Consider the following 26039-nt stretch of genomic DNA (forward strand, 5'->3'; position numbering starts at 1 on the left):
TCGCTCTGCCCACCCTACTGCATCTTTTCCTGCGGACGCGTCGCCCGTTCGATGAATCCCTTGGCGAGCGCGTGATAGATGCCCTCCTCGCAGATCATCCGCGAAGTCGCGTGCGCGATCAGCGCCGCCGCCATCAACGGCACGACCATGCCGTGATTGTCGGTCATCTCCGTCACAATCACGAAGGCGGTAATCGGCGCCTGCACCACGCCCGCGAAATACGAGACCATGCCGAGCAGCATGATCGCGCCGAGCGGCGCATCGTGGAAGAACGAGGCGATGTTGCTGCCAATGCCGGCACCGACGGCGAGCGACGGCGAGAAAATGCCGCCCGGTATGCCGCTGATCGCAGCAAAGGTGGTGGCAAGAAACTTGAGGGCGCAGAAATCCTGCGGCAGCGGCGAGCTGTGCTCCAGCGCCGCCTTCACCTGCTCGTAACCGGTGCCATAGATGGTATCGCCGGATACCAGGCCGCAGATCGCGACGACGAGACCGCAGGCGAATGCAAACCACAGCGGATGGCTCTTGATCGCGCGTCCGAGCGGATTATTGAAGCCGCGCGCCATCGCGATGACGATGCGGCTGAACAGGCCGCCCGCGAGGCCGCCGGCCACCCCGCAAAGTGGAACGGCGAGCCAGTCCGCTCCACGCGCCAGCGTCGTCGCGCTGCTGCCAAAATAGGCGTAATTGCCGGCGAGCGCGAGCGAGGTGAGGCCGGCCGCGATGACGGCCGCAATGATGAGGCTGGACGTGCGGGTTTCAAAAGCGCGGCTCATCTCCTCGATGCCGAAGACGATGCCAGCCAGCGGCGTGTTGAACGCCGCGGCCAAGCCGGCCGCGGCACCAGCCAGGATCAATCCGGGCTGGCGGCGCGGCGAGACGCGGCCGAGCGCGAACATGATGGAAGCACCGACCTGCACCGTCGGCCCCTCCCGCCCAACGGAGCCGCCACACAACAGACCGAACAGAGTGAGGATCACCTTTCCGATCGCAACCCGGATCGAGACCAGGCTCTCTCGCGCGCCCTGATCGGTCAGGTGCCGCGCCGCAATTGCCTGCGGAATTCCGCTGCCCTGCGCGTTCGGGAATAGACGGATGGTCAGATAGGCCGACAGCACGAAGCCGAGCGGCGTCACCGCCAGCACGGCATAGCGCGATTTCGCGAGCAGCAACGCAAAGGCGTGCTGGGCGAGGTCGGCAACTTGCGCTAGCGCCACCGCAATGGCGCCGACTCCGATCCCACCGAGCAGAAAGATCGCCTGCCGCCGCCACCGCGCGGATGTCAGGCTGAACAGACGTCTATGGCGGGTCGATAGGGGCCAGAACATAGAAGTTCATTCTAGCCTGCCGGGCGCCAAATTGAAGCACCCAGTAGGCAGATCAGGTAAGCTGGCACTACACCTTCCACGAATAGCAGTTGCCGCTCGAGCGCCGTCTGCCGAAGCTTCAGTGCATCGGCATATTCTGCCGATGCGTACCATTCGCGCGCCCGGGCCATCGAGGGAAACTCGACGATGATGATGGTCTTGGCCGGCGGACCACCCTCCCCCACCTCGGCAGCGTCGCCCTGCGCGAGATAGCGGCCGCCATATTGGGCAATGGTCTGCGCCGCGAGCGTGCGGTAGGCCCCATCGTAGCTCTGTCGCGCACCCCGGCCTCGATATCACAGGGGCCGCCATGCGCATCGTCTCAGGCGATCGTGTTGACGATGCCACCCTCGGCGCGCAGCGCTGCACCGTTGGTCGCGGACGCCTCCTTGGATGCGACGTAGACCACCATGTTGGCGATTTCCTCGACGCTGGCGAAGCGTTGCAGCAGCGAGCTAGGGCGATGCTGCTTGACGAAATTGGCGGCGGCTTCATCGACCGATTGGCCGTTCTGCCTGGCGAGATCCTTCACGAACGTCTCGACGCCCTCCGACATGGTCGGGCCAGGCAGCACGGAATTGACGGTGACGCCGGTGCCGCGGGTGAGCTGCGCCAGTCCGCGCGCGACAGAGAGCTGGGCCGTCTTGGTCATGCCGTAGTGGATCATCTCGACGGGAATGTTGAGCCCGGACTCAGAGGAGATGAAGACGACGCGGCCCCAGTTGCGATCGAGCATGCCCTTCATGTACGCGCGCGACAGCCGCACGCCGCTCATGACGTTGACCTCGAAGAAGCGCGTCCAATCCTCATCGGGGATATCGAAGAAGTCCTTCGGCTCGAAGATGCCGGCATTGTTGATGAGGATGTCGATCTCGGGCACTGCCCTAACGAGCGCCTTGCAGCCTGCCGCAGTCGAGACGTCGGCGGCGATGCCGCGGGCCTTTGCGCCAGTCCCTTCCAGCTTGCGCACCGCCGCATCGACCTTGTCCTGGCCGCGGCCGTTGATCACGATGCTCGCGCCCGAGCCGGCGAGGCCCTTGGCAATGGCGAAGCCGATTCCGGCGGTCGAGCCGGTGACGAGAGCGGTCTTGCCGGATAGGTCGATCTTCATACGATGTCTCCATGATGATGGCGGAGATATCGGGCGCGTTCGATGGAGTGCAATCGGCGCTCACTCACGCGTGAGTGGCGCGGTGCTCGCAAGGTGGTTCGCCGAATGCGCATCCATGTACAAAAAAGCGGCGCCTGCGAGAGCGCCGCTTTGTCAGATCGAAATGCCGGCCGGCTTACGCCGCCTCGGCTTCCGTCTCCTGCACCGGGCCGGAATCCTGGCCCTTGGCATCGACGTCGCGGTCGACGAACTCGATCACGGCCATCGCGGCGTTGTCGCCGTAGCGGAAGCCGGCCTTGATGATGCGGGTGTAGCCGCCCTGGCGGTCCTTGTAGCGGGGCGCGAGCACGTCGAACAGCTTCTTGACCTGATCCTTGTCGCGCATCTCGGAGATCGCCTGGCGGCGCATGGACAGGCCGCCCTTCTTGCCGAGGGTGACCAGCTTCTCCACGATCGGACGGAGCTCCTTGGCCTTCGGCAGCGTGGTGACAATCTGCTCGTGCTTGATCAGCGCGGCCGCCATGTTGGCGAACATCGCGCGCCGATGCTCGGCCGTGCGGTTGAGCTTCCGATGAACCTTGCCGTGACGCATGTGAGTAGTCCTTTACGTTAAAACTGCCGCGACGGTTCGTCGGACATGTTGCTCAGGTGGGCTGCCTGCGTTCGCCCTTTGAAAGCGAGTTGTGAGTAGCGAATGGCGAATAATCGTCCATTCGCCACTCCCTATTCGCCATCCGCTCAGTAGTGATCCTCGAAGCGCTTGGCGAGCTCGTCGATGTTCTCCGGCGGCCAGCCCGGCACTTCCATGCCGAGGTGCAGACCCATCTGGGCCAGCACTTCCTTGATCTCGTTCAGCGACTTGCGGCCGAAGTTCGGGGTGCGGAGCATTTCCGCTTCGCTCTTCTGCACGAGGTCGCCGATGTAGACGATGTTGTCGTTCTTCAGGCAGTTGGCCGAACGCACCGACAGCTCGAGCTCGTCCACCTTCTTGAGGAAGGCCGGGTTGAACGCGAGATCGGGGATGATCTCCTGGGCGACTTCCTTGCGCGGCTCTTCGAAGTTGACGAACACGTTGAGCTGATCCTGCAGGATGCGCGCAGCGTAGGCCACGGAGTCATCCGGCGTGATCGCGCCGTTGGTCTCGATGGTCATTGTCAGCTTGTCGTAGTCGAGGATCTGGCCCTCGCGGGTGTTCTCGACCTTGTAGGAGACCTTGCGGACCGGCGAATACAGGCTGTCAACCGGGATCAGGCCGATCGGCGCGTCCTCGGGACGGTTGCGCTCGGCGGGCACGTAGCCTTTGCCGGTCGAGACCGTGAACTCCATGCGGATCTCGGCGCCCTCGTCGAGGGTGCAGATCTGCAGATCGGGGTTCAGCACGACCACGTCGCCGACGGTCTGGATGTCACCGGCGGTCACGACGCCCGGACCCTGCTTCTTCACGACCATGCGCTTGGGGCCTTCGCCCTGCATCTTGATCGAGATGTCCTTGATGTTGAGCACGATGTCGGTGACGTCCTCACGGACGCCCGCGATCGAGGAGAACTCGTGCAGCACGCCGTCGATATGCACCGACTGCACCGCCGCGCCCTGGAGGGACGACAGCAGGATGCGGCGCAGCGCATTGCCGAGGGTTTGGCCGAAGCCGCGCTCGAGCGGCTCGGCGACGATGGTCGCGAAACGCGAGGGGTCGCTGCCAGGCGTGACCTGGAGCTTGTTCGGCCGAATCAGTTCTTGCCAATTTTTCTGGATCGTCACTGTTTCACCCATACAGGCCAGTCGAACTGCCATGCAGACACTGGCGTTGGAGAAAGGCCGCGGGCCGTACCTGCGGCTTATTGCAAAACTCATTGCGGGCGCCGATGCGCCCGCAACCTGGTATCAAACGCGCCGACGCTTGCGGGGACGGCAACCGTTGTGCGGGATCGTGGTCACGTCGCGGATCGAAGTAACGGTGAAGCCTGCGGCCTGGAGCGCGCGGAGCGCGGATTCGCGGCCTGAACCGGGACCGGCGACCTCGACTTCGAGCGTGCGCATCCCGTGCTCCTGCGCTTTCTTCGACACGTCCTCGGCGGCGACCTGCGCGGCATACGGGGTCGACTTGCGCGAGCCCTTGAAGCCCATCGTGCCGGCCGAGGACCAGGCGATCGTGTTGCCCTGCGCGTCGGTGATGGTGATGGTCGTGTTGTTGAACGACGAGTTCACGTGCGCGACGCCGGACGCGATGTTCTTGCGCTCACGACGACGAACGCGGGTGGCTTCCTTGCCCATTGAGTCCCTTTCCTGAAGATCTCAAACGCCGCCGTAATGCCAGCGGCTACACCTGTGGAACGAAAAGCGCGTGGCGAACGGGTCATCCCCTCTTCGCCACACGCCGCGATTGGATTCGAAAACTTACTTCTTCTTGCCGGCGATGGCCTTGGCCGGGCCCTTGCGCGTACGCGCATTGGTGTGGGTACGCTGGCCGCGCACCGGCAGACCGCGACGATGACGCAGGCCGCGATAGCAACCGAGGTCCATCAGACGCTTGATGTTGATGCCGACCTCACGACGCAGATCGCCCTCGACGAGATAGTCGCGGTCGATGACTTCGCGGATCTGAAGCACTTCGGCGTCGCTGAGCTGATTGACGCGACGATCCACGGGAATCTTCACTTTCTCCAGGATCTCACCGGCGATCTTCTGACCGATGCCATGGATGTACTGGAGCGCGATCAGCACGCGCTTGTTGGTGGGAATGTTCACGCCGGCAATACGGGCCACGGCCTTCTCTCCTGTCGCCGATCCTCGTCAGGACCGGGCTTTAAGTGCTTGTGTTCTCGGGCAGGTGTTCACAAACGCGAACACGACGCCCACCCCCGGTCTTCCTGGGGCCCGGCATCGTCTGAAACTATCCGACTTGGATGCGGGGCTTATTAGGGGATTCCGGGGGCTTTCGTCAACCGCTGCTAGCGTTTGGCTCGCTTTTTCGTGACCTTTTTTGCGGCCTTTCTGGCTCCCTTCTTGACGGCCTTCCCGGCGGTCTTCACGACCGCCTTCTTGGCTGTTTTCCTGGTCGCCGTCTTGGGGCCCTTCACGACCCTCTTGGCCGCCTTCTTGCCAGTCTTGACCGATTTGGCGCCTTTTTTGGTGGTTTTCGTCGGTTTCTTGGCCGTCCTCTTGGTGGTCTTGGCCTTTTTGGCAGGCGCCGCCTTCGCTGCGCTTCGGGCGCGGGTCTTGGGCTCAACCGCACCGAGGGCCAGGAGTTGGCGATGGATGGCCTGGGTGACCTCGTCGATGGCCATCATGCCGTCGATGGTGGAAAGCTTTCGACGCTCGGAATAGTAGTGAATCAGCGGTTCCGTCTGGCTGCGGTAGCTGGCCAGCCGCTTGGTCAGGACCTCCGGGGTATCGTCGACACGGACCTCCTCCCCCCGTTCGCGCATCTGGGCTACCCGGGTCTCGACGCGGTTCAAGAGCGCGCTCTCGTTGACGCGGAGCTCGATCACGGCGTCGAGCTTGAGATGCTTGCGCTTGAGCAACTCGTCCAGCGCCTCGGCCTGCGGCACGGTGCGCGGGAAGCCATCGAGGATGAAACCCTTCTTGGCGTCCGGCTGGTCGATCCGGTCGGAGATGATTCCCACGACGACATCGTCCGGCACGAGGCCGCCGCTGGCCATGATCTCCTTGGCCTTCAGTCCGACCGGCGTTCCAGCAGCAACAGCGGCACGCAGCATCTCGCCGGTCGAGAGCTGAACGATGCCATAGCGCTGCACCAGAAGCTGAGCCTGAGTCCCCTTGCCCGATCCCGGCGGTCCCAGAAGTATAATTCTCATCGGCGTACGCCCCCCGGATTGGTGAGCGATACGTCGCGCACCTGTGCTTTGATATCAAGAGCGGTGCAAACCACAACCAGCACCGCACCGCCATTGATAACCATACTATAAGGCAGTCCGATCCCGTAAAGGTCGAAGACCTCCGGAATCACCTGCAACGCCGTCAGGTAGACGGCTCCGACGACCGTCGTCAATGACACGACGCGATCGAGATAATCGGCGGTAGCCTCGCCGCGAGCAACACCGGGAATGGCGCCATCGCGGGCGGCAAGACATTTGGCGGTGTACTCGGGATCCACGACGTAGGCGGTGTAGACGAAGGCCAGAACGAACACGGCAATCGACACGAGCATGAGGTGCACAGGCTGCCCCATTTGAAGATGTCCGTAGACCGCCGCGACCGCCGAGTGATCGCCGCCCAGGACCAGGCCAGCAAAGGTGAGCGGCAGAAAGAATATCCACGGCGCCACGGTAACCGGAATCAGAAACCCGGCGCTGTTGAGCTTGATAGGCAGCACGGCATTACGCGCGGGCAGGTATCGCGTACCGACCCTGCGCGCGCCAAATGTGACGGGAATGTTCCGCCGGGCCTCTTCGAATAGCACGATCACGGCCACGGTCACGATCCAGAACACGGCATGGCCGAGCACGAGATAGCCCGAGATTGCCCCGCTCTGCACGAGACCGACGATGCCCGAGACGTCCTGCGGAATGGAGACGAGAAAGCCGGCACTCAGGATCAGAGCCAGGCCGTTGCCGATGCCGTGGCGGGTGATCTGTTCGCTCAACCACACCAGCACGAAGACGCCTCCGACCATCGAGGCCGTCGCCGCCGCCACGAACCAGCCATCGGGACTCCTGACCAGGCCCGGAATGGACGTCAACGCTGAGGCAATGCCATAGGCTTGAAAGGCAGCGAGAACCAAGGTGAGCCCGAGCGTAGCCCGCGCAATCTTGCGGCGACCGCTCTCACCGGAGCGCTCAAGCGAACTCACGCCGGGCCACACCACCGACAGCAGCCGAACAAAGATCGCAGCGGTCAGATAGGGAACAAGGCCGAGTGCAAAGAGCGAGAGGCGGGCGATGAGGGCCGAGGTCGGCAAGAGGCTGGACGTGCTTACCCCGGCAATCGGAATCTGCGTGCCGAGCCTGAAAAGAAGCAGCGCGCCGATCGTCAAAGCGATTCGGCGGGCGAGCTCCCTGTTCATCTACGGCGGCCCCGCAGCTTCGACTTGCGGATCAGGCCCTCGTACTGATGCGCCAGCAGATAGCCCTGGACCTGCGCCACCGTATCCATGGTGACACTGACCACGATCAGCAGCGAGGTGCCGCCGAAATAGAACGGCACTGAGGCGTAGGAGATCAGGATCTCGGGGATCAAGCAGACGATCGCGAGATAGATGGCGCCGAGCACGGTGATGCGCGAGAGCACGTAGTCGATGTATTCGGCGGTGCGCTCGCCGGGGCGAATGCCCGGAATGAAACCGCCGTGCTTCTTCAGATTGTCCGCGGTCTCGGTCGGGTTGAACACGATCGCGGTGTAGAAGAACGCGAAGAACACGATCAGCGCCAGATACATGATCAGGAACAGCGGACGGCCATGGCCGAGCTGCGTGGTGATCCACTGAAACCATTCCGGCCCGCTGCCCGCGTTGAAGTTCGCAACCGTGGTCGGCAACAGCAGCAGCGAGGATGCGAAGATCGGCGGAATCACGCCGGAGGTGTTGAGCTTGAGCGGCAGATGCGAGGACTGACCCTCGAACATCTTGTTGCCGACCTGCCTCTTCGGATACTGGATCAAGAGGCGGCGCTGGGCGCGCTCCATGAACACGATGAAGGCGATCACGACGACCGCCATGATGATGACGACCAGGATCAGGCCGGTCGACATCGCACCCTGACGGCCGAGTTCGAGCATGCTGGCGAGCGCGGCGGGGAGCTCGGCAACGATGCCCGCGAGAATGATCAGCGAAATGCCATTGCCGATGCCGCGCGAGGTGATCTGCTCGCCCAGCCACATCAGGAACATGGTGCCGCCGGTCAGCGTGATCGCGGTGGACAGGCGGAAGAACAGGCCGGGCTCGCTGACGACATTGCCGGCGCCCTCGAGACCCACAGCAATACCATAGGACTGGAATGCGGCCAGGATCACCGTCAGATAGCGGGTGTACTGATTCAGAGTCTTGCGGCCGGCCTCGCCTTCCTTCTTCAGGGCCTCGAGCTGCGGCGAGACGGTGGTGAGAAGCTGGATGATAATCGAGGCCGAGATGTACGGCATGATGTTCAGCGCGAAGATCGCCATGCGGTGGATGCCGCCGCCGGCGAACATGTTGAACATGCCGAGGATGCCGCCCGCCTGCGAGCGGAACACCTGCTCCCAGATGTTGGGATCGATGCCCGGCAGCGGGATGTAAGTCCCGAGCCGATAAACGAGCAGCGCACCCAGAGTGAACCAGATGCGCTTCTTCAGTTCGTCGGCCTTGGCAAACGCGCCGAAATTGAGATTGGCTGCCAGTTGTTCCGCTGCAGAGACCATCTTGGACTTTCTCCCGCCGCCTGTTGCGCCGTCATGCCCGCGGCCGGGCTGCTAAGGCGCGATGAGATCAGGATGCCTCGTCATCGCGCTTTAGGTTGTCGCATTAAGCATGATCTTCCCGGAAAACCGCTTCACACTTTTCCGTATCATGCTTTGGCGGACACCGGACATTATCTAAGGCTCGCCTTCGATAAGTCTACGTTCCCGCATGCGTAAAGGCCCGCGCGCCGCGGGCCGATGACGCAGTTGTTACGCCGCCTCGCCTTCTTCCTTGGCGGGGGCGAGGATCTTCACCGAGCCGCCGGCCTTCTCGACCGCCGCGATCGCCGTCTTGGTGGCGCCGTGCACCTCGATGTTGAGCTTGGACTTGAGCTCGCCGCGGCCGAGCAGCCGCAGGCCGCCCTTGGCGCGGCGCAGCACACCCCCCTTTACCAGGGCCTCGACGTTCACGACGCTGCCGGCGTCGATCTTCTTGGCATCGACCGCTTCCTGGAGCCGGTCGAGATTGATCTCGGCGAACTCGACGCGGAAAATGTTGTTGAAGCCGCGCTTGGGCAGGCGGCGATGCATCGGCATCTGGCCGCCTTCGAACCCCTTGATGCGCACGCCCGAACGCGCGGTCTGGCCCTTGCCGCCGCGGCCGGACTGCTTGCCCTTGCCGGAACCGATGCCGCGGCCGACGCGCATGCGCTTCTTGCGCGAGCCGGCGTTGTCGGCGATATCGCTGAGCTTCATCGCCCTTCTCCTTGTGTCTTGCGCACGATCTTCACCGAAAACCGCTTCCCGGTTTTCGGGATCCTGCGCTCTTGCTTACTTCTCGTCGACGATACGGACGAGATGGTGAACCTTCTCGATCATGCCGCGGACTGCCGGGGTGTCAGGCAGTTCGCTGGTGCGGCCGATCTTGTTGAGCTTGAGCCCAATCAGCGTCGAACGCTGCGAGTGATGGCGGCGGATCGCGCTGCCGGTCTGCTCGAGCTTGATCGTCTTTGCGGCCTTGGCCATGGGAGTTACTCCGAAAAGCTTCCGTTAGTCGGCAGCCGCCTCGGCATCGCCGCCGATACGACGCGACTGGAGGGTGGACACCTTGATGTTGCGGCGGGCTGCGACCGAACGCGGCGAATCCTGGTGCTTGAGCGCGTCAAAGGTCGCGCGCACCATGTTGTACGGATTCGACGAGCCGATTGACTTCGCCACCACGTCCTGGACGCCGAGCGTCTCGAACACGGCACGCATCGGGCCACCGGCGATGATGCCGGTACCGGCCGGAGCTGCACGCAGGTAGACACGGCCCGCACCGTGACGGCCGGCGATGTCGTGATGGAGCGTGCGGCCCTCGCGCAGCGACACGCGCGTCAGGTTACGCTTGGCCGACTCGGTCGCCTTGCGGATCGCCTCGGGCACTTCGCGCGCCTTGCCGTGACCGAAGCCGGCGCGGCCCTTCTGATCGCCGATCACGACCAGCGCTGCGAAACCGAAGCGCTTGCCGCCCTTGACGACCTTGGCCACGCGATTGATGTGGACGAGCTTGTCGACGAACTCGCTGTCGCGCTCCTCGCGCTCCCTGCGTTCACGTCCGCCGCCGCGTTGATCGCGTCCACCACGTTGTTCGCGTTCAGCTGCCATGGTTTTTCCAATCCTTCAGAGGCTTACGCCCCAATCCTCAAATTCCGTTAGAAGCTCAGCCCACTCTCACGCGCCGCGTCGGCCAGAGCCTTGACGCGCCCGTGATAGAGATAGCTGCCGCGATCGAACACGACTTCCTTGACGCCCTTCTCGGCGGCGCGCTCGGCCAGCAACTTGCCGACCGCCTTCGCCGCATCGATGTCGGCGCCGGTCTTGCCGCCATCGCGCATCGACTTCTCGAGCGAGGAGGCAGAGGCCAGCGTCTCGCCCTTCAGGTCGTCGATGACCTGGGCGTAGATGTGCTTTGACGAGCGGAACACCGACAGGCGCGGACGGCCGCCGGCGGAACGGCGCAGCTTCAGCCGCACACTCCGCTTGCGCCGGGCATTCGTAACCTTGGCTTTCGACATGACCGGCTCCGTTACTTCTTCTTGCCTTCCTTGCGGAAGATGAATTCGCCCACATACTTCACGCCCTTGCCCTTGTAGGGCTCCGGCGGACGGTAGGCGCGTATCTCGGCGGCGACCTGGCCGACGCGCTGGACGTCGCTGCCCGCGACCGTGATCTCGGTCGGCTTCGGCACGGTGATCGTGATCCCCTCGGGGATTGGATAGATCACGTCATGGCTGTAGCCGAGCGCGAGCTGCAGGTTCTTACCCTGCATCGCGGCGCGGTAGCCGACGCCGGTGATCTCGAGCTTCTTCTCGAAGCCCTTGGTGACGCCTTCGACCAGATTCGCGACTTGGGCGCGAGCGGTGCCGTACAGCGCCCGCGCGCGGTTGGTCTCGGTCCGCGGCTTGACCTTGACCTGGCCGTTCTCGAGCTTCACCTCGACGTCGTCGTGGACGATGAACTGAAGCTGGCCCTTCGGCCCCTTCATCTTGACGGTCTGGCCGTCGACGGTCGCGGTAACGCCCGACGGCACCGCCACAGGCTTTTTGCCAACACGTGACATGGATCGAAAATCCTTCTCAGAACACCGTGAAGAGGACTTCGCCGCCCACATTCGCGTCGCGCGCGCTGTGGTCGGCCATGATCCCCTTCGGTGTCGACAACACCGAAATGCCGAGTCCGTTGTTCACCCGCGGCAGGTTCTTCACCGAGGCGTAGACTCTGCGCCCAGGCTTGGAAACACGCTCAATCTCGCGGATGACGGGCTCGCCGTCGAAATACTTCAACTCGATCTCGATCTCGCTGCGGCCGGAGGAATGCTCGAGCGTGGCGTATCCGCGGATGTAGCCCTCGGCCTTCAGGACCTCGAGCACGTTCTCGCGCATCTTCGAGCCGGGGGTGGAGACCTTGGTCTTCGAACGCATCTGCGCGTTGCGGATACGGGTGATCAGATCGCTGATTGGATCGTGCGTAGACATCTAAACGACCCTCCTTACCAGCTGGACTTCACGAGGCCCGGGACCATGCCCTTGGAGCCAAGGTCGCGCAGCGCGATACGGGACAGCTTGTTCTTGCGGTAGTTCGAGCGCGGGCGCCCCGACAGCTCGCAGCGCAGACGGATGCGGGTCGCCGACGAATTGCGCGGCATTTCCGCCAGCTTTAGGGTCGCGGCGAACCGCTCCTCCATCGGCAGCGTCTTGTCGGCGATGATCGCCTTCAACCGCTCGCGCTTGGCGGCGGCGTTCTTCACCATCCGCTTGCGCCGGTTGTTCTTCTCGACTGAACTCTTCTTTGCCATGCTTGGCTCCTGGGTATCCGCGTTTGAGAGGCTTTAAATCAGCGTCTCACTGCCGGAACGGGAAATTGAAAGCGGTCAACAAGGCCCTCGCCTCTTCGTCGGTCTTGGCCGTGGTGCAGACGGTGATGTCCATACCACGGGCTTCCGTGACCTTGTCGAAGTCGATCTCGGGGAAAATGATGTGCTCCTTGATGCCGAGCGAGTAGTTGCCGCGCCCGTCGAAGCTCTTCGGGTTCAGGCCGCGGAAGTCGCGAACGCGCGGCAGCGCGACGTTCACCAGGCGATCGATGAACTCGTACATGCGAGCCTTGCGCAGCGTGACCTTGCAGCCGATCGGCTGGTTCTCACGGAGCTTGAAGGTCGCGATCGCGATACGCGAATAGGTCACGATCGCCTTCTGGCCGGCGATCTGGGTCAATTCGGCTGCGGCGGTCTCGGCCTTCTTGCGGTCGTTGACGGAATCGCCAACGCCCATGTTCAGGACGACCTTGTCCAGACGCGGAACCTGCATGACGTTCTCATAACCGAACTTCTCGGTCAGAGCGGTGCGGATATTCGCATCGTATTCCGCGCGCAGGCGCGGCGTGTAAGCGGCCTCAGCCATCGATCTCAGCTCCCGAGCTCTTGGCGATGCGGACCTTCTTTCCGTCCGCCAGAATCTTGAATCCGATGCGGGTCGGCTTTCCGTCCTTGCCGACATACGCGATGTTGGACAGTTGGATCGGCGCCTCTTTCGAGATGATGCCGCCCTCCTGGGCCTGCGTCTGCTTCTGGTGACGCTTGACCATGTTGATGCCGCGCACCAGCGCCGTGCCGGCGTCGGGGCGAACCTCGAACACTTCGCCGGTGCGCCCCTTGTCGCGACCGGTCAGCACGACGACCTTGTCGCCCTTGCGGATCTTCGCAGCCATCACAGCACCTCCGGCGCGAGCGAGATGATCTTCATGTGGTTCTTGGCGCGCAGCTCGCGCGGCACGGGCCCGAAGATACGGGTACCGACCGGCTCGGACTGATTGTTGATCAGGACGGCAGCGTTGCGGTCGAACCGGATGACCGAGCCATCGGCGCGGCGGATGTCCTTGCGGACGCGCACCACGACGGCCTTCATCACGTCGCCCTTCTTCACCTTGCCACGCGGGATAGCTTCCTTGATCGAGACGACGATGATGTCGCCGATCGTGGCGTAGCGGCGCTTGGAGCCCCCGAGCACCTTGATACACATGACACGGCGTGCGCCAGAATTGTCGGCCACGTCGAGGTTGGTCTGCATCTGAATCATTGATGCACCTCGTCCTCTTTCTATTTGCGCCAGCCCAGCCGGCGCTCAACATTTCCCTGAAGTCAGTCGGCTAGAGCCAACAGATCAGGCGCTTTTCTTGTGTTCGCCCCGGATCACGACCCAGCGCTTCAACTTCGAAATCGGCTTCGTTTCCTCGATCCACACCATGTCGCCCGGCTTGAACTGGTTGCTCTCGTCGTGCGCGTGGTAGTTCTTGGAGCGGCGGATCGTCTTCTTGTAGATCGGGTGCGTGAAGCGGCGATCGACCCGCACCACGATGGTCTTGGCCTGCTTGTCGCTGACGACCACGCCCTGCAAAGTACGTTTCGGCATCTTCGTAAGCCTCTTACTTCTTCTTGGCGCGCGTCTGCGCGGCGACAGTCTTGATCCGAGCGATGTCACGGCGAGCCTCGCGCAGGCGCGAGGTGTTCTCGAGCTGCCCGGTGGCGCGCTGGAAACGCAGGTTGAAGCGCTCCTTCTTCAGGTTCAGGATGGCGTCATCCTGCTGGTCGGGGCTCATCGCGCGGATGTCTTCGATCTTCATCTGGGCCATGGCCATTACTCCGCAATGCGCTCGACGAAGCGCGTCTTGATCGGCAGCTTGGCCGCCGCCAGGGTCAGCGCCTCACGCGCCGTCTGGGTGTTGACGCCGTCGATCTCGAACAGCACCCGGCCCGGCTTGACGCGCGCGACCCACAATTCCGGAGAACCCTTGCCGGAGCCCATGCGGACTTCGGCCGGCTTCTTCGACACCGGAACGTCGGGGAACACGCGGATCCAGACGCGGCCGGCACGCTTCATGTGACGGGTCAGCGCGCGACGGGCGGCTTCGATCTGGCGCGCGGTGACGCGCTCAGGCTCGGTCGCCTTCAGGCCGAACTGCCCGAACGCCAACGTCGCGCCTGAAGACGCAACGCCGTGGATGCGGCCCTTATGCGCCTTCCGGAACTTCGTTTTCTTAGGTTGCATCATGGCTTTAAGCCCTCAAATTCCTGTCTGGCTCTAGGCAGCGGCGGTATCGCGGCGCTGACGGCCACCACGATCGCCACTGCCGCCGGTCTCGCCTTCGGCCATTCTCTTGTCCTGGGCCATCGGATCGTGCTCGAGGATCTCGCCCTTGAAGATCCAGACCTTGACGCCGCAGGTGCCGAAGGTCGTGAAGGCGGTCGCCACGCCGTAATCGATGTCCGCGCGCAGCGTGTGCAGCGGCACGCGGCCTTCGCGGTACCACTCCATGCGCGCGATTTCCGCACCGCCGAGACGTCCCGAGCAGTTGATGCGGATGCCTTCCGCGCCGAGACGCATCGCCGACTGCACGGCGCGCTTCATGGCACGGCGGAACGCCACGCGGCGCTCGAGCTGTTGGGCGATCGACTCGGCCACCAGCGTCGCATCGAGCTCCGGCTTGCGGATCTCGACGATGTTGATGACGACGTCGGACGAGGTGATGTCCGCGACCTTCTTGCGCAGCTTGTCGATGTCGGCGCCCTTCTTGCCGATCACCACGCCCGGACGGGCCGAGTGGATGGTGACGCGGCACTTCTTGTGCGGACGCTCGATCACGATGCGGGCGACGGCCGCCTGCTTGAGCTCCTTGTGCAGGATCTCGCGGATCTTGACGTCCTCGTGCAGCAGCTTGCCGTATTCCTGCTTGCCGGCGAACCAGCGGGAATCCCAGGTCCGGTTGATGCCGAGACGCAGACCGATCGGATTGATCTTTTGACCCATCGTGTTCTCCTGCGCCCTTAAGCGGCGGCTTCAGCTTCGACCTGACGAACAATGATCGTCAGCTGCGAAAACGGTTTGTAGACACGGCCCGAGCGGCCGCGACCGCGGGCGGCGAAGCGCTTCATCACGAGGCCGTTGCCGACGAAGGCCTGCGCCACGACCAGATCGTCGACGTCGAGGTCGTGGTTGTTCTCGGCATTGGCGATCGCCGATTCCAGGCACTTCTTCACGTCGACCGCGATCCGCTTGCGCGAAAACTGCAGGTCGGCGAGCGCGGCAGACGCCTTCCGGCCGCGAATGAGCTGGGCAACCAGATTGAGCTTCTGCGGGCTCACCCGCAGCATCCGGGCGACCGCCTTGGCCTCGTTCTCGGCGAGGCTCCGTTCGCGCTTAGGTTTGCTCATCGTTTAATCCTCAAGCCTTCTTGGCTTTCTTGTCGCCGGAGTGGCCATGGAAGGTCCGGGTCGGCGAGAACTCGCCGAACTTGTGACCGACCATTTCCTCGTTGACGGCCACCGGCACGTGCTTCTGACCGTTGTAGACGCCGAAGGTCAGGCCGACGAACTGCGGCAGGATCGTCGAACGACGGCTCCAGATCTTGATGACGTCGTGACGGCCGGACGCGCGCGCGGCATCTGCCTTCTTGAGCAGAGAACCCTCGACGAACGGGCCTTTCCAGACTGAACGAACCATGTCCGGCGTTCCTTACTTCTTCCGCTTATGGCGGCTTAGGAGAATGAATTTGTTGGTCGACTTGTTGGTGCGGGTCTTCTTGCCCTTGGTCGGCTTGCCCCATGGGGTGACCGGATGACGGCCGCCCGAGGTACGACCTTCACCACCGCCGTGCGGATGGTCGATCGGGTTCATCGCAACACCGCGGTTGTGCGGGCGCCGGCCCATCCAACGCTTGCGACCGGCCTTGCCGATCGAGGTGTTCATATGATCCGGGTTCGACACCGCGCCGATCGTGCCGCGGCAGCGGCCGTGCACCAGGCGCTGCTCGCCCGAGTTCAGGCGGATGATGACGTAGTCCTGGTCGCGGCCAACGAGCTGGGCATAGGTGCCGGCAGAACGGGCGAGCTGGCCGCCCTTCCCGATCTTGACCTCGATATTGTGAATGATCGTGCCGACCGGCATGTTGCCGAGCGGCATAACGTTGCCCGGCTTCACGTCGACATAGTTGCCGGCGATGATGGTGTCACCCACGGCCAGGCGCTGCGGCGCCAGGATATAGGCCTGCTCGCCGTCCTGATACTTGATCAGAGCGATGAAGCCGGTTCGGTTCGGATCGTACTCCAGCCGCTCGACGGTGGCGGGGACGTCGATCTTCTCGCGCTTGAAATCGACGGTACGCAGCGTCTGCTTGTGACCGCCACCGCGGAAACGCACGGTGATGCGACCGGTGTTGTTGCGGCCGCCCGAGGACTTCTTGCCCTCAGTGAGTGCCTTGACCGGCTTGCCCTTGTACAGGGCCGAACGATCGACCATGACCAGCTGGCGCTGGCCCGGCGTCGTGGGATTGAATGTCTTCAGTGCCATCGTCGTACGACCTTACAGACCGGTGGTCACGTCGATCCGGTGGCCCTCTTCGAGGGTCACGATCGCGCGCTTGCTGTTCGACTGCGAACCGAGATTACCGCGGAAGACCTTGGTCTTGCCCTTGCGGACCAGCGTGTTGACGCTCTTGACCTTGACGTCGAACAGCTTCTCGATCGCTTCCTTAATCTGTGGCTTGGTCGCCTTCGCGGCCACCTTGAACAGCACCTTGTTGTGCTCAGAGGCGATCGTCGCCTTTTCGGTAACGACCGGCGACAGGATCACGTCGTAGTGGCGAGGCTCGATGTTCTTCGTCATTTGAAGCGCGCCTCCAGCGCATCGATGGCGGCCTTGGTCAGAACAAGCTTCTGACGGCGCAGGATGTCATAGACGTTGATGCCCTGGATCGGCAGCACGTCCATGTTCGGGATGTTCCGGGCGGCAGCGGCAAAACCGTTGTTGAGTTCGGCACCGTCGATGATCAGCGCATTGGTGAGCCCGAGGCCCGAGAAGTGGCCGAGCAGCGCCTTGGTCTTGGCGGTATCGAGAGCAGCCTTCTCGATCACGACCAGATCGCCGTCCTTGGCCTTGGCCGAGAGCGCGTGCTTGAGCGCAAGGGCGCGGACCTTCTTCGGCAGGTCTGTGGCGTGCGAACGCACAACCGGACCGAAGGCACGGCCGCCGCCACGGAACTGCGGCACACGGGCCGAGCCATGACGAGCACCGCCGGTGCCCTTCTGCTTGTACATCTTCTTGCCCGTGCGCCAGATCTCGGCGCGGCCCTTGGCCTTGTGCGTGCCGGCCTGCCGCTTGTTGAGCTGCCACTGCACGCAGCGCGCGATGATGTCCTCGCGCGGCTCGAGGCCGAAAATGGCGTCGGAAAGCTGGACCGAGCCCGCTTCCTTACCTTCGAGGGTGGTAACCTTCAATTCCATCTCACGCCTCCTGCGCAGCCGGAGCGGCTTCCGCGTCGCCAGCAACCTTGAACTTGCCGGGCTTCGGAGCTTCCTTCGGCAGCGGCTTCTTGACGGCGTCGCGCACGCGGATCCAGCCGCCCTTGGAGCCGGGAACGGCTCCCTCGACGAGGATCAGGCCGCGCTCGACATCGGTCTGGACGACGCGAAGGTTGAGCGTGGTGATGCGGTCGACGCCCATGTGGCCGGGCATCTTCTTGTTCTTCCAGGTCTTGCCGGGGTCCTGACGGCCACCGGTCGAACCGATGGAGCGGTGCGAGATCGACACACCGTGCGTGGCGCGCAGACCGCCGAAGTTCCAGCGCTTCATGCCGCCGGCGAAGCCTTTGCCGACCGAGGTGCCGGTGACGTCGACGAACTGACCGACGACGAAGTGATCGGCCTGGATCTCGGCGCCGACCGGGATCATCGCATCGGCGCTGACCCGGAATTCCTCGACCCGGCGCTTCGGTTCGACCTTGGCGACCGCGAACTGGCCGCGCTCAGCCTTCGGCATGTAAACGGTCTTGCGGCTGCCAGATCCGAGCTGGAGCGCGACGTAACCGTTCTTCTCTTCGGTGCGGTGGCCTACGACCTGGCAATTGCCGAGCTTCAGCACGGTCACGGGGATATGTTCGCCGGCCTCCGTGAAGACCCGCGTCATCCCGACCTTTTGTGCGATCACTCCGGAGCGCATCGGCTTGCTTCCTGTTCTTTCTGTCCTTGCGGACTAGCTAATCTTCGGTGTGAGCAAGACCCGGTCAGAAACCGGCGCCCACTCTCGGGGTCTTGCTCAGAGCTTGATCTCGACGTCGACACCGGCAGCGAGGTCGAGCTTCATCAAGGCATCGACGGTCTGCGGGGTCGGATCGACGATGTCGAGCAGGCGCTTGTGAGTGCGCATCTCGAACTGTTCGCGGCTCTTCTTGTCGACGTGGGGCGAACGGTTGACGGTGAACTTCTCGATGCGGGTGGGCAGCGGAATGGGTCCGCGGACCTGCGCGCCGGTGCGCTTCGCCGTGTTCACGATCTCGCGGGTCGACGTATCGAGGATACGATGGTCGAACGCCTTGAGACGGATACGAATATTTTGGCCGTTCATTGCCGTGTCTTTCTCAGTGGGTGGCGAGTAGCGAGTAGCGAACAGAATTCCCTATTCGCCACTCACCGTTCCCTATTCGCGTGATTACTCGATGATCGAGGCGACGACGCCGGCGCCGACGGTGCGGCCGCCCTCGCGGATCGCGAAGCGCAGCTTCTCTTCCATCGCGATCGGCACGATCAGGTGCACTTCCATCGCGATGTTGTCGCCCGGCATCACCATCTCGGTGCCTTCCGGCAGGTGCACGACACCAGTCACGTCGGTGGTGCGGAAGTAGAACTGCGGACGGTAGTTGGTGAAGAACGGGGTGTGGCGACCGCCCTCTTCCTTGGTGAGGATGTAGGCCTCAGCCTTGAACTTGGTGTGCGGCTTGACCGAACCGGGCTTGGCCAGAACCTGGCCGCGCTCGACGTCCTCGCGCTTGGTGCCGCGAAGCAGCGCACCGATGTTGTCGCCGGCCTGGCCCTGATCGAGCAGCTTGCGGAACATTTCGACGCCGGTGACGGTGGTCTTCTGGGTGGCGCGGAGACCTACGATCTCGATTTCCTCGCCGACCTTGACGACGCCGCGCTCGACACGGCCGGTCACGACGGTACCGCGGCCCGAGATCGAGAACACGTCTTCGACCGGCATCAGGAACGGCTGGTCGATCGGACGCTCCGGCTGCGGGATGTACTCGTCGACATTGCGCATCAGCTCGAGAATGGCGTCGTGGCCCAGCTTCTTGTCGGAGTCTTCGAGAGCGGCGAGCGCCGAACCCTTGATGATCGGGATCTTGTCGCCGGGGAACTCGTACTTCGAGAGCAGTTCGCGAACTTCGAGCTCGACGAGCTCAAGCAGCTCCGGATCGTCGACCATGTCGCACTTGTTGAGGAACACGACGAGCGCGGGCACGCCGACCTGGCGGGCGAGCAGGATGTGCTCACGGGTCTGCGGCATCGGGCCGTCAGCGGCCGACACGACCAGGATTGCACCGTCCATCTGCGCGGCGCCGGTGATCATGTTCTTCACGTAGTCGGCGTGGCCGGGGCAATCGACGTGGGCATAGTGACGGTTCTGCGTCTCATACTCGACGTGCGCGGTCGAGATGGTGATGCCGCGCGCCTTCTCTTCCGGCGCCTTGTCGATCTGATCGTACGCGGTGAACGTCGCACCGCCGGTCTCGGCGAGGATTTTGGTGATCGCCGCGGTCAGCGACGTCTTGCCATGGTCGACGTGACCGATGGTGCCGATGTTGCAGTGCGGCTTGGTACGTTCAAACTTTGCTTTGGCCATTTGACTCTCCGTTCAATCGTCAGCTTGAGACCGACGACAATCAGGCAAACTTCTTCTGGACTTCTGCCGACACGTTGGCCGGCGCTTCTGCGTAGTGGTCGAACTGCATGGTGAAGGTCGCGCGACCCTGGCTCATCGAGCGCAGGTTGTTCACGTAACCGAACATGTTCATGAGCGGCACCATCGCGTTGATGACGTTGGCGTTGCCGCGCATGTCCTGGCCCTGGATCTGACCGCGCCGGGAGTTCAGGTCGCCGATGACCGAACCGGTGTAGTCTTCCGGGGTCACCACTTCGACCTTCATGATCGGCTCGAGCAGGACGGACTTGCCCATCTGCAGCGCTTCGCGGAAGCAGGCGCGCGACGCGATTTCGAAGGCGAGCGCCGACGAGTCGACGTCGTGATACTTGCCGTCGACCAGCGTCACCTTGACGTCGACCACCGGGAAGCCCGCGACCACGCCGGACGACAGTACGCTCTCCAGGCCCTTCTCGACGCCCGGGATGTACTCCTTCGGCACCGCGCCGCCGACGATCTTCGACTCGAACTCGTAGCCCTTGCCGGGCTCGTTCGGCTCGACGATGAACGACACGGCCGCGAACTGGCCGGTACCGCCGGTCTGCTTCTTGTGGGTGTAGCTATGCTCGACCCGCTTGGTGACGCGCTCACGGAACGCCACCTGCGGCGCGCCGATGTTGGCGTCAACCTTGTAGGTGCGCTTGAGAATGTCGACCTTGATGTCGAGATGGAGTTCGCCCATGCCCTTGAGAATGGTCTGGCCGGACTCGTGGTCTGTCGACACGCGGAAGGACGGATCCTCCGCGGCGAGCTTGGCCAGCGCCACGCCCAGCTTCTCCTGGTCGGCCTTGGACTTCGGCTCGATCGCGATCTCGATGACCGGCTCGGGGAACTCCATCTTCTCCAGGATCACCGGCTTGTCGGGATCGCACAGCGTGTCACCGGTGCGCGCTTCCTTCAGGCCGGCCAGCGCGACGATGTCGCCGGCATAGGCTTCCTTGATGTCCTCGCGGTTGTTCGCATGCATCAAGAGCATGCGCCCGATCCGCTCCTTCTTCTCGCGGGTCGAGTTAACGACGCCGGTGCCGCTCTGCAGGATACCGGAATAGATGCGGCAGAAGGTGATGGTGCCGACGAAGGGGTCGTCCATGATCTTGAACGCGAGCAGCGCCAGGGGCTCCTTGTCGTCCGCCTTGCGCACCACCTCGTTGCCCTTGTCGTCGGTACCCTTGATCGCGGGCACGTCGAGCGGCGACGGCAGATAGTCGACGACAGCATCAAGCAACGGCTGCACGCCCTTGTTCTTGAAGGCCGAGCCGCACAGCACGGGATAGAACGCGCCGGTCAGCACCGCCTTGCGGATCAGGCGCTTCAGGGTCGCCTCGTCCGGCTCCTTGCCGTCGAGATAGGCGGCCATGGCGTCGTCATCGAGCTCGACGGCGGCTTCCACCATCTTCTCGCGGTATTCCTTGGCCTGGTCGACGAGGTCTTCCGGAATGTCGACATAGTCGAACTTCGCGCCGAGCGCTTCATCGTTCCAGACGACGCCCTTCATCTTCACGAGGTCGACGAGACCCTTGAAGTTGTTCTCGGCGCCGATCGGAAGCTGGATCGCAACGGGCTTGGCACCCAGACGGTCGACGATGTCAGACAGGCACTTGAAGAAATCGGCACCGATCTTGTCCATCTTGTTGGCGAAGACGATGCGAGGAACCTTGTACTTGTCACCCTGGCGCCAGACGGTCTCGGTCTGGGGCTCGACACCTTGGTTGGAGTCGAGCACGCAGACGGCGCCGTCGAGCACGCGCAAGCTGCGCTCGACTTCGATGGTGAAGTCGACGTGGCCGGGGGTGTCGATGATGTTCAGGCGCTTGCCGTTCCAGAAGGCGGTGGTCGCAGCCGAGGTGATCGTGATGCCACGCTCCTGCTCCTGCTCCATCCAGTCCATCGTCGCGGCACCCTCGTGCACTTCGCCGATCTTGTGGCTCTTGCCGGTGTAATAGAGGATGCGCTCGGTCGTCGTGGTCTTGCCGGCGTCGATATGCGCCATGATACCGAAATTGCGGTAGTCCTCGATGGCATGTTGGCGGGGCATGGGGCGTTCCTTGCGAGTCCGAGTGTGTCGCCGTTACCAGCGATAGTGCGAGAAGGCGCGGTTGGCTTCCGCCATCCGGTGCACGTCTTCACGCTTCTTGACGGCGTTCCCGCGGTTGTTCGATGCGTCCAGGAGCTCCGCCGAGAGGCGCTCCGTCATCGTCTTCTCGTTGCGCTCGCGCGCGGCAGAGATCAGCCAGCGAATGCCCAAGGCCTGCCGGCGGGTCGAGCGAACTTCGACCGGAACCTGGTAGGTCGCGCCGCCGACGCGGCGGGAGCGCACCTCGATGGTCGGCATGACGTTCTCGAGCGCCTGCTCGAACACGCCGAGCGGGTTCTGCTTGGTCTTGGCCTCGATGATGCCGAACGCACCATAGACGATGCCTTCCGCAACCGACTTCTTGCCGGCGTACATCACCGAGTTCATGAACTTGGTGACGATGATGTTCCCGAACTTGGGATCCGGGAGAACTTCGCGCTTTTCCGCAGAGTGGCGACGAGACATAGGCTTGGTTCCCGCTTACTTCGGACGCTTGGCGCCGTACTTCGAACGACGCTGCTTACGGTTCTTGACGCCCTGGGTATCCAGAACGCCGCGGAGGATGTGGTAGCGCACGCCGGGCAAGTCCTTGACGCGGCCGCCGCGGATCATGACCACCGAGTGCTCCTGGAGGTTATGACCTTCGCCGGGGATGTAGCCGATCACCTCGAAGCCGTTCGTCAGGCGCACCTTGGCGACCTTGCGAAGCGCCGAGTTCGGCTTCTTCGGGGTCGTGGTGTAGACGCGGGTGCAAACACCACGCTTCTGAGGCGACTGCTGCAGCGCCGGCACCTTCTTGCGCGACTTCTGCACTTCCCGCGGTTGAGCGATCAGCTGGTTGATCGTCGGCATCCTGGCCTTACCCTTTGTTCTGCCGCAGGCCCTTCCGGACCCGCTGTCTTGCCGCGGCCCGTTGCCGGGACCGCAAATTGTTTTCGAGCCACCCGCCCGACGAGGTCGCCTCAAGCGGAACAATCCGCGCAAAGCGAAATTGCGCCAACCGCTCCATCACCGAGCGGAAAGCGCTTCGACGCCACAGAGGACCGCAGTCTTGAAGCCGTTCAGCGTAACGCCGCGGCCCGAATACTGAGGTCATGCATCCGAATTCGATCTCAAGAGAGCGTGCTCAAGAGAACTAAAATCGCACTGGCATTGCCTAGCTATGATCGACAGCGTTTGAGCGGCATTCGTCGAGGTTGGTGCCCGCCTTGAGCGACCCTTGTGGACTAGTCCTTGGGGATCAACGGGTGGCCCGTTCCGACTCTGGCGATGCTCACCGCCTGTCGTTAAGTGAGGCGCTTTCTATAAGCGAGAATCGGTCTAGTCAAGGCGAAACGACAGTCACAAAGCGCTTCATGCGCCTGCAGAATTAGCCTCTTCGGCGTACCCACCGCGTCCAACCGACGGAGCAACAGAGTGTCCGCTGTGCCAGTATCGATCATATTTCATCCGGATTAAATATTCCTTTATTACTAGAATGAGGTTCTTTTGATGGCCGGGCGCCAATCCGCCCTCCGCGGTCGGGTTCCGGCGCAATCGCGCGTTGCGATGTCGAGCCCCGCGAGCTGATTTCCGACGACACTGATCGCCGTTGCAGAAGCTTATGCCACCCACGCAGAGGCCCGAGAAAATCAGCGGCTCCGCGCCGGCCGAACGATTTGGATCCGAGAATCGCTATGCCGGCGCTGCGTTTGCGCAGCCCCGACGGCGAGATAGATCAGACAGGGTCTGTTCTTCCGGAGCTGAACGCCCGCCCGCGATCACTCCTCGTCCTCATCGTCGAGATCGTCATCATCGTCATCGCCGCTGTCCTCGGCGTGAGCCGACGCGCCATGAGGCTGGTGGATCTGGTCGTTCCACAGCTTGCGATAGATGCCGTTCCTGGCGAGCAGCTCGGCGTGGGAGCCCCGCTCGATCGCCCTGCCCCCTGAAATCACGATGATCTCATCCATCTCGACCACCGAGGTCAGACGGTGGGTCGACCAGATCATGGTGCGACCCTTGGCGACCTTGAGCAGCGTACGGTTGATTGCGGCCTCCGTGGTCTGATCGAGCGCCGAGGTGGCTTCGTCCAGCAGCAGCACGGAAGGGTTCCGGATGATTGCGCGGGCGATCGCGATGCGTTGGCGCTGGCCGCCCGACAGCGTGTCTCCGCGTTCCCCGACGGGCGTATCGTAGCGCTGCGGCAGGCTCATGATGTAGCGGTGGATCTCGGCCTTCTTGGCCGCCTCCTCCACCTCTTCGTCCGTTGCGCCCTCCTTGCCGAGACGGATGTTCTCGCGGATCGACATGTTGAAGAGCATATTCTCCTGGAACACCACTGCCATGCTCCGCCGCAGCGAATCCAGCGTCACCCTGCGGACATCGACGCCGTCGATGGTGACGCGGCCCTCGTCGGGAACGTAGAGCCGCAGGATCAGATTGAGCAGCGTGCTCTTGCCGGAGCCGCTCGGACCGACGATGGCGATACGCTTGCCGGCATTGAGCTTGAGGCTGAGATTATCCAGCACCGGCGTCTGACTGCCCTCGTACCTGAAGGTGACGTGATCGAAAGTGATGTCGTTGATGATGCGCGGCAGATCGGGCGCACCCGGACGATCGGCGGCGCGGGTCGGCTCATCGAGCAATTCCTGGATGTGGCGGATCGCGGCGGCCGAGGAGATCGACACCGGGACGAAATGCATGACGTGAGCGATGTTGTAGGACACCTCCCAGAACGCGCTCTCGAAGGTGACGAAGGTCCCGATGGTGATCTGGCCGGTGGTTGCAAGATAGGCACCGATCGCGAGCACCACGAGGTGCAGGAGAAGAACTGAGATGGTGACCGTCCGCTCCACCATCGTCGAGAGGAACGTAGCTGCAGCGATCCTGTTGCGGGTCTCGTCGTTCCGCAAGGTGAAGAAGCCGAACATCTTGCGTTGGAGGCTGAACGCCTTGATCACAGCCTGCGCCGCGACATTCTCCTGCACCATCCCGAGCAGCGCGCTCTCGTTGAGCTTCTGCTCGTAGTTGGCCTGCACCGCTTTAGGAGTCAGAATCCGCGGGCCGATCAGTGTGATCGGGAACACCAGTAGCGCGACGACGGCGAGCTGCCAGTTCAGGAACAACATCAGGATGATGCCGGCGATCAGTTCCAGGAACGGCAGCGCCGCGCTGTTGGCGAACGTCTTGACCGAACCTTCGAAGGCCGAGAGGTCGACCGAGAAACGCGACAGGATCTCGCCGCGTTTGGTGCGGCCGAAATAGGCGGCCGGCAGGTCCTGGACATGCTCGAACAGGCGCTTGCGGACATCGGAGATGATGCAGGCGGCAAGCCGCGCGTCCCAGCGCTCGTACCAGACCGCGACGATCGAGGTGAATATGCCGGCGATCGCGAGCACGCCGAGGATCTTGTAGAGCGCCCGGAAGTCCTCCTCGCCCAGCGCGTCGTCGATCAGATACTTGAGGCTGAGGGGCATAATGACGTTGAACAGCGTCTCCACGAGGACACCGAACGCCACGTAGGACAGCATCCGCTTGTAGTTGGTCAGATAGGGCCTGACGAATCCGACGATGGTCGCAAGCGCCCCGGCGGCCTCGCGCGCAGTAAAGACGACGAGGTCCTCGTCCTCATCGTCGTCGAGTTCCAGTTCGTCCTCTCCGTCTTCTTCGTCCTCGTCGTCGAGATCGACTTTGGCGGCAGAGGCCAGCTTGTCGTCGAGCTCGACCGCCTCTTTCGCGGCGAGCTTCTGTTTGTCGGGAGGGAGGGGCTTGGACGCCATGAAACCAACCGATGCTGACGGCCGGCATGACCGCAGAGAATGCAGGAATAGCGGCAACCGCTATTGCACCGATTCTATGCGATCAGGATGAATTCGGCAAAACAATTG

35 protein-coding genes and 1 pseudogene are annotated in these 26039 nt (G+C 63.0%); all 36 read right to left on the reverse strand.

Annotated features, from left to right (window positions below; translation table 11 throughout):
* Nucleotides 1-14: 14 nt before the first annotated feature.
* Nucleotides 15-1328, reverse strand: a complete 1314-nt coding sequence (locus K408_RS0131770) for a chloride channel protein (RefSeq protein WP_024342465.1) — start codon at nt 1326-1328, stop codon at nt 15-17.
* 11 nt (nt 1329-1339) lie between these two features.
* A pseudogene (locus K408_RS41455) lies at nt 1340-1632 on the reverse strand (DUF1330 domain-containing protein).
* Between the two features lie 57 nt (nt 1633-1689).
* Nucleotides 1690-2478, reverse strand: a complete 789-nt coding sequence (locus K408_RS0131775) for an SDR family NAD(P)-dependent oxidoreductase (RefSeq protein WP_024342464.1) — start codon at nt 2476-2478, stop codon at nt 1690-1692.
* A gap of 175 nt (nt 2479-2653) precedes the next feature.
* Nucleotides 2654-3070: a 50S ribosomal protein L17 gene (rplQ, locus tag K408_RS0131780; protein ID WP_024342463.1), complete on the reverse strand. Its 417-nt coding sequence runs from the start codon at nt 3068-3070 to the stop codon at nt 2654-2656.
* Between the two features lie 146 nt (nt 3071-3216).
* Complete coding sequence (locus K408_RS0131785) at nt 3217-4248, reverse strand: DNA-directed RNA polymerase subunit alpha (RefSeq protein WP_029674561.1); 1032 nt, start codon at nt 4246-4248, stop codon at nt 3217-3219.
* A gap of 111 nt (nt 4249-4359) precedes the next feature.
* Nucleotides 4360-4749, reverse strand: a complete 390-nt coding sequence (rpsK, locus tag K408_RS0131790; RefSeq protein ID WP_007603045.1) for a 30S ribosomal protein S11 — start codon at nt 4747-4749, stop codon at nt 4360-4362.
* Between the two features lie 123 nt (nt 4750-4872).
* Nucleotides 4873-5241, reverse strand: a complete 369-nt coding sequence (gene rpsM / locus K408_RS0131795) for a 30S ribosomal protein S13 (protein ID WP_008549231.1) — start codon at nt 5239-5241, stop codon at nt 4873-4875.
* 185 nt (nt 5242-5426) lie between these two features.
* The gene (locus K408_RS0131800) at nt 5427-6293 is read right to left on the reverse strand and encodes an adenylate kinase (RefSeq protein ID WP_024342461.1); all 867 of its coding nucleotides are present in this window, start codon (nt 6291-6293) and stop codon (nt 5427-5429) included.
* Complete coding sequence (locus K408_RS0131805; protein WP_024342460.1) at nt 6290-7501, reverse strand: preprotein translocase subunit SecY; 1212 nt, start codon at nt 7499-7501, stop codon at nt 6290-6292. Before K408_RS0131805 ends, K408_RS0131800 begins: the two co-directional genes overlap by 4 nt.
* On the reverse strand, nt 7498-8829 hold the full coding sequence (secY, locus tag K408_RS0131810; RefSeq protein WP_024342459.1) for a preprotein translocase subunit SecY: 1332 nt from the start codon (nt 8827-8829) through the stop codon (nt 7498-7500). Before secY ends, K408_RS0131805 begins: the two co-directional genes overlap by 4 nt.
* A gap of 249 nt (nt 8830-9078) precedes the next feature.
* On the reverse strand, nt 9079-9564 hold the full coding sequence (rplO, locus tag K408_RS0131815) for a 50S ribosomal protein L15 (protein ID WP_011088136.1): 486 nt from the start codon (nt 9562-9564) through the stop codon (nt 9079-9081).
* Nucleotides 9565-9639: 75 nt separating this feature from the next.
* The gene (rpmD, locus tag K408_RS0131820; protein WP_011088137.1) at nt 9640-9834 is read right to left on the reverse strand and encodes a 50S ribosomal protein L30; all 195 of its coding nucleotides are present in this window, start codon (nt 9832-9834) and stop codon (nt 9640-9642) included.
* A 24-nt stretch (nt 9835-9858) separates the two neighbouring features.
* The gene (rpsE, locus tag K408_RS0131825) at nt 9859-10455 is read right to left on the reverse strand and encodes a 30S ribosomal protein S5 (RefSeq protein ID WP_014494507.1); all 597 of its coding nucleotides are present in this window, start codon (nt 10453-10455) and stop codon (nt 9859-9861) included.
* 47 nt (nt 10456-10502) lie between these two features.
* On the reverse strand, nt 10503-10865 hold the full coding sequence (gene rplR / locus K408_RS0131830; protein WP_024342458.1) for a 50S ribosomal protein L18: 363 nt from the start codon (nt 10863-10865) through the stop codon (nt 10503-10505).
* Between the two features lie 11 nt (nt 10866-10876).
* A complete protein-coding gene (gene rplF, locus K408_RS0131835) occupies nt 10877-11410 on the reverse strand; it encodes a 50S ribosomal protein L6 (RefSeq protein ID WP_024342457.1) in 534 nt (177 codons plus the stop codon).
* A 16-nt stretch (nt 11411-11426) separates the two neighbouring features.
* A complete protein-coding gene (rpsH, locus tag K408_RS0131840) occupies nt 11427-11825 on the reverse strand; it encodes a 30S ribosomal protein S8 (RefSeq protein WP_024342456.1) in 399 nt (132 codons plus the stop codon).
* Between the two features lie 14 nt (nt 11826-11839).
* Nucleotides 11840-12145: a 30S ribosomal protein S14 gene (gene rpsN / locus K408_RS0131845; RefSeq protein WP_024342455.1), complete on the reverse strand. Its 306-nt coding sequence runs from the start codon at nt 12143-12145 to the stop codon at nt 11840-11842.
* A 46-nt stretch (nt 12146-12191) separates the two neighbouring features.
* Nucleotides 12192-12749 carry a 50S ribosomal protein L5 gene (gene rplE / locus K408_RS0131850; protein ID WP_024342454.1) on the reverse strand — a complete coding sequence of 186 codons (558 nt, stop codon included), beginning with the start codon at nt 12747-12749 and terminating at the stop codon, nt 12192-12194.
* The gene (rplX, locus tag K408_RS0131855) at nt 12742-13056 is read right to left on the reverse strand and encodes a 50S ribosomal protein L24 (RefSeq protein ID WP_024342453.1); all 315 of its coding nucleotides are present in this window, start codon (nt 13054-13056) and stop codon (nt 12742-12744) included. Before rplX ends, rplE begins: the two co-directional genes overlap by 8 nt.
* Nucleotides 13056-13424: a 50S ribosomal protein L14 gene (rplN, locus tag K408_RS0131860; protein ID WP_007603030.1), complete on the reverse strand. Its 369-nt coding sequence runs from the start codon at nt 13422-13424 to the stop codon at nt 13056-13058. Before rplN ends, rplX begins: the two co-directional genes overlap by 1 nt.
* Before the next feature lie 84 nt (nt 13425-13508).
* Complete coding sequence (gene rpsQ / locus K408_RS0131865; RefSeq protein WP_024342452.1) at nt 13509-13757, reverse strand: 30S ribosomal protein S17; 249 nt, start codon at nt 13755-13757, stop codon at nt 13509-13511.
* Nucleotides 13758-13770: 13 nt separating this feature from the next.
* On the reverse strand, nt 13771-13977 hold the full coding sequence (gene rpmC, locus K408_RS0131870) for a 50S ribosomal protein L29 (protein ID WP_011088144.1): 207 nt from the start codon (nt 13975-13977) through the stop codon (nt 13771-13773).
* 5 nt (nt 13978-13982) lie between these two features.
* A complete protein-coding gene (gene rplP, locus K408_RS0131875) occupies nt 13983-14396 on the reverse strand; it encodes a 50S ribosomal protein L16 (RefSeq protein ID WP_008136349.1) in 414 nt (137 codons plus the stop codon).
* A 30-nt stretch (nt 14397-14426) separates the two neighbouring features.
* Nucleotides 14427-15152, reverse strand: coding sequence for a 30S ribosomal protein S3 (gene rpsC / locus K408_RS0131880; RefSeq protein WP_014494500.1), 726 nt, complete (start codon nt 15150-15152; stop codon nt 14427-14429).
* 17 nt (nt 15153-15169) lie between these two features.
* Nucleotides 15170-15556 (reverse strand): 50S ribosomal protein L22, encoded by a 387-nt coding sequence (gene rplV, locus K408_RS0131885; RefSeq protein ID WP_024342451.1) that lies wholly within the window; start codon nt 15554-15556, stop codon nt 15170-15172.
* Nucleotides 15557-15566: 10 nt separating this feature from the next.
* The gene (gene rpsS / locus K408_RS0131890) at nt 15567-15845 is read right to left on the reverse strand and encodes a 30S ribosomal protein S19 (protein WP_008136357.1); all 279 of its coding nucleotides are present in this window, start codon (nt 15843-15845) and stop codon (nt 15567-15569) included.
* Nucleotides 15846-15857: 12 nt separating this feature from the next.
* Complete coding sequence (rplB, locus tag K408_RS0131895) at nt 15858-16691, reverse strand: 50S ribosomal protein L2 (RefSeq protein ID WP_024342450.1); 834 nt, start codon at nt 16689-16691, stop codon at nt 15858-15860.
* A 12-nt stretch (nt 16692-16703) separates the two neighbouring features.
* Nucleotides 16704-17006 (reverse strand): 50S ribosomal protein L23, encoded by a 303-nt coding sequence (locus K408_RS0131900; protein ID WP_008136362.1) that lies wholly within the window; start codon nt 17004-17006, stop codon nt 16704-16706.
* Nucleotides 17003-17623, reverse strand: a complete 621-nt coding sequence (gene rplD / locus K408_RS0131905; protein ID WP_024342449.1) for a 50S ribosomal protein L4 — start codon at nt 17621-17623, stop codon at nt 17003-17005. The genes K408_RS0131900 and rplD overlap by 4 nt, the downstream gene beginning before the upstream one ends.
* Nucleotide 17624: 1 nt before the next feature.
* Nucleotides 17625-18338 carry a 50S ribosomal protein L3 gene (gene rplC, locus K408_RS0131910; RefSeq protein ID WP_024342448.1) on the reverse strand — a complete coding sequence of 238 codons (714 nt, stop codon included), beginning with the start codon at nt 18336-18338 and terminating at the stop codon, nt 17625-17627.
* Nucleotides 18339-18434: 96 nt separating this feature from the next.
* On the reverse strand, nt 18435-18743 hold the full coding sequence (gene rpsJ / locus K408_RS0131915) for a 30S ribosomal protein S10 (protein WP_002712302.1): 309 nt from the start codon (nt 18741-18743) through the stop codon (nt 18435-18437).
* A gap of 84 nt (nt 18744-18827) precedes the next feature.
* Entirely contained in the window at nt 18828-20018 is a 1191-nt protein-coding gene (gene tuf / locus K408_RS0131920; protein ID WP_024342447.1) for an elongation factor Tu, read from the reverse strand.
* A gap of 40 nt (nt 20019-20058) precedes the next feature.
* Nucleotides 20059-22131 carry an elongation factor G gene (fusA, locus tag K408_RS0131925; protein WP_024342446.1) on the reverse strand — a complete coding sequence of 691 codons (2073 nt, stop codon included), beginning with the start codon at nt 22129-22131 and terminating at the stop codon, nt 20059-20061.
* A gap of 33 nt (nt 22132-22164) precedes the next feature.
* Nucleotides 22165-22635 carry a 30S ribosomal protein S7 gene (rpsG, locus tag K408_RS0131930; protein ID WP_024342445.1) on the reverse strand — a complete coding sequence of 157 codons (471 nt, stop codon included), beginning with the start codon at nt 22633-22635 and terminating at the stop codon, nt 22165-22167.
* Between the two features lie 15 nt (nt 22636-22650).
* Nucleotides 22651-23022 carry a 30S ribosomal protein S12 gene (gene rpsL / locus K408_RS0131935; protein WP_007603006.1) on the reverse strand — a complete coding sequence of 124 codons (372 nt, stop codon included), beginning with the start codon at nt 23020-23022 and terminating at the stop codon, nt 22651-22653.
* A gap of 908 nt (nt 23023-23930) precedes the next feature.
* The gene (locus tag K408_RS0131940; protein WP_024342444.1) at nt 23931-25931 is read right to left on the reverse strand and encodes an ABC transporter ATP-binding protein; all 2001 of its coding nucleotides are present in this window, start codon (nt 25929-25931) and stop codon (nt 23931-23933) included.
* Between the last annotated feature and the right edge of the window lie 108 nt (nt 25932-26039).

The organism is Bradyrhizobium sp. in8p8 (genome assembly GCF_000426845.1).
GTDB lineage: Bacteria > Pseudomonadota > Alphaproteobacteria > Rhizobiales > Xanthobacteraceae > Bradyrhizobium > Bradyrhizobium japonicum_C.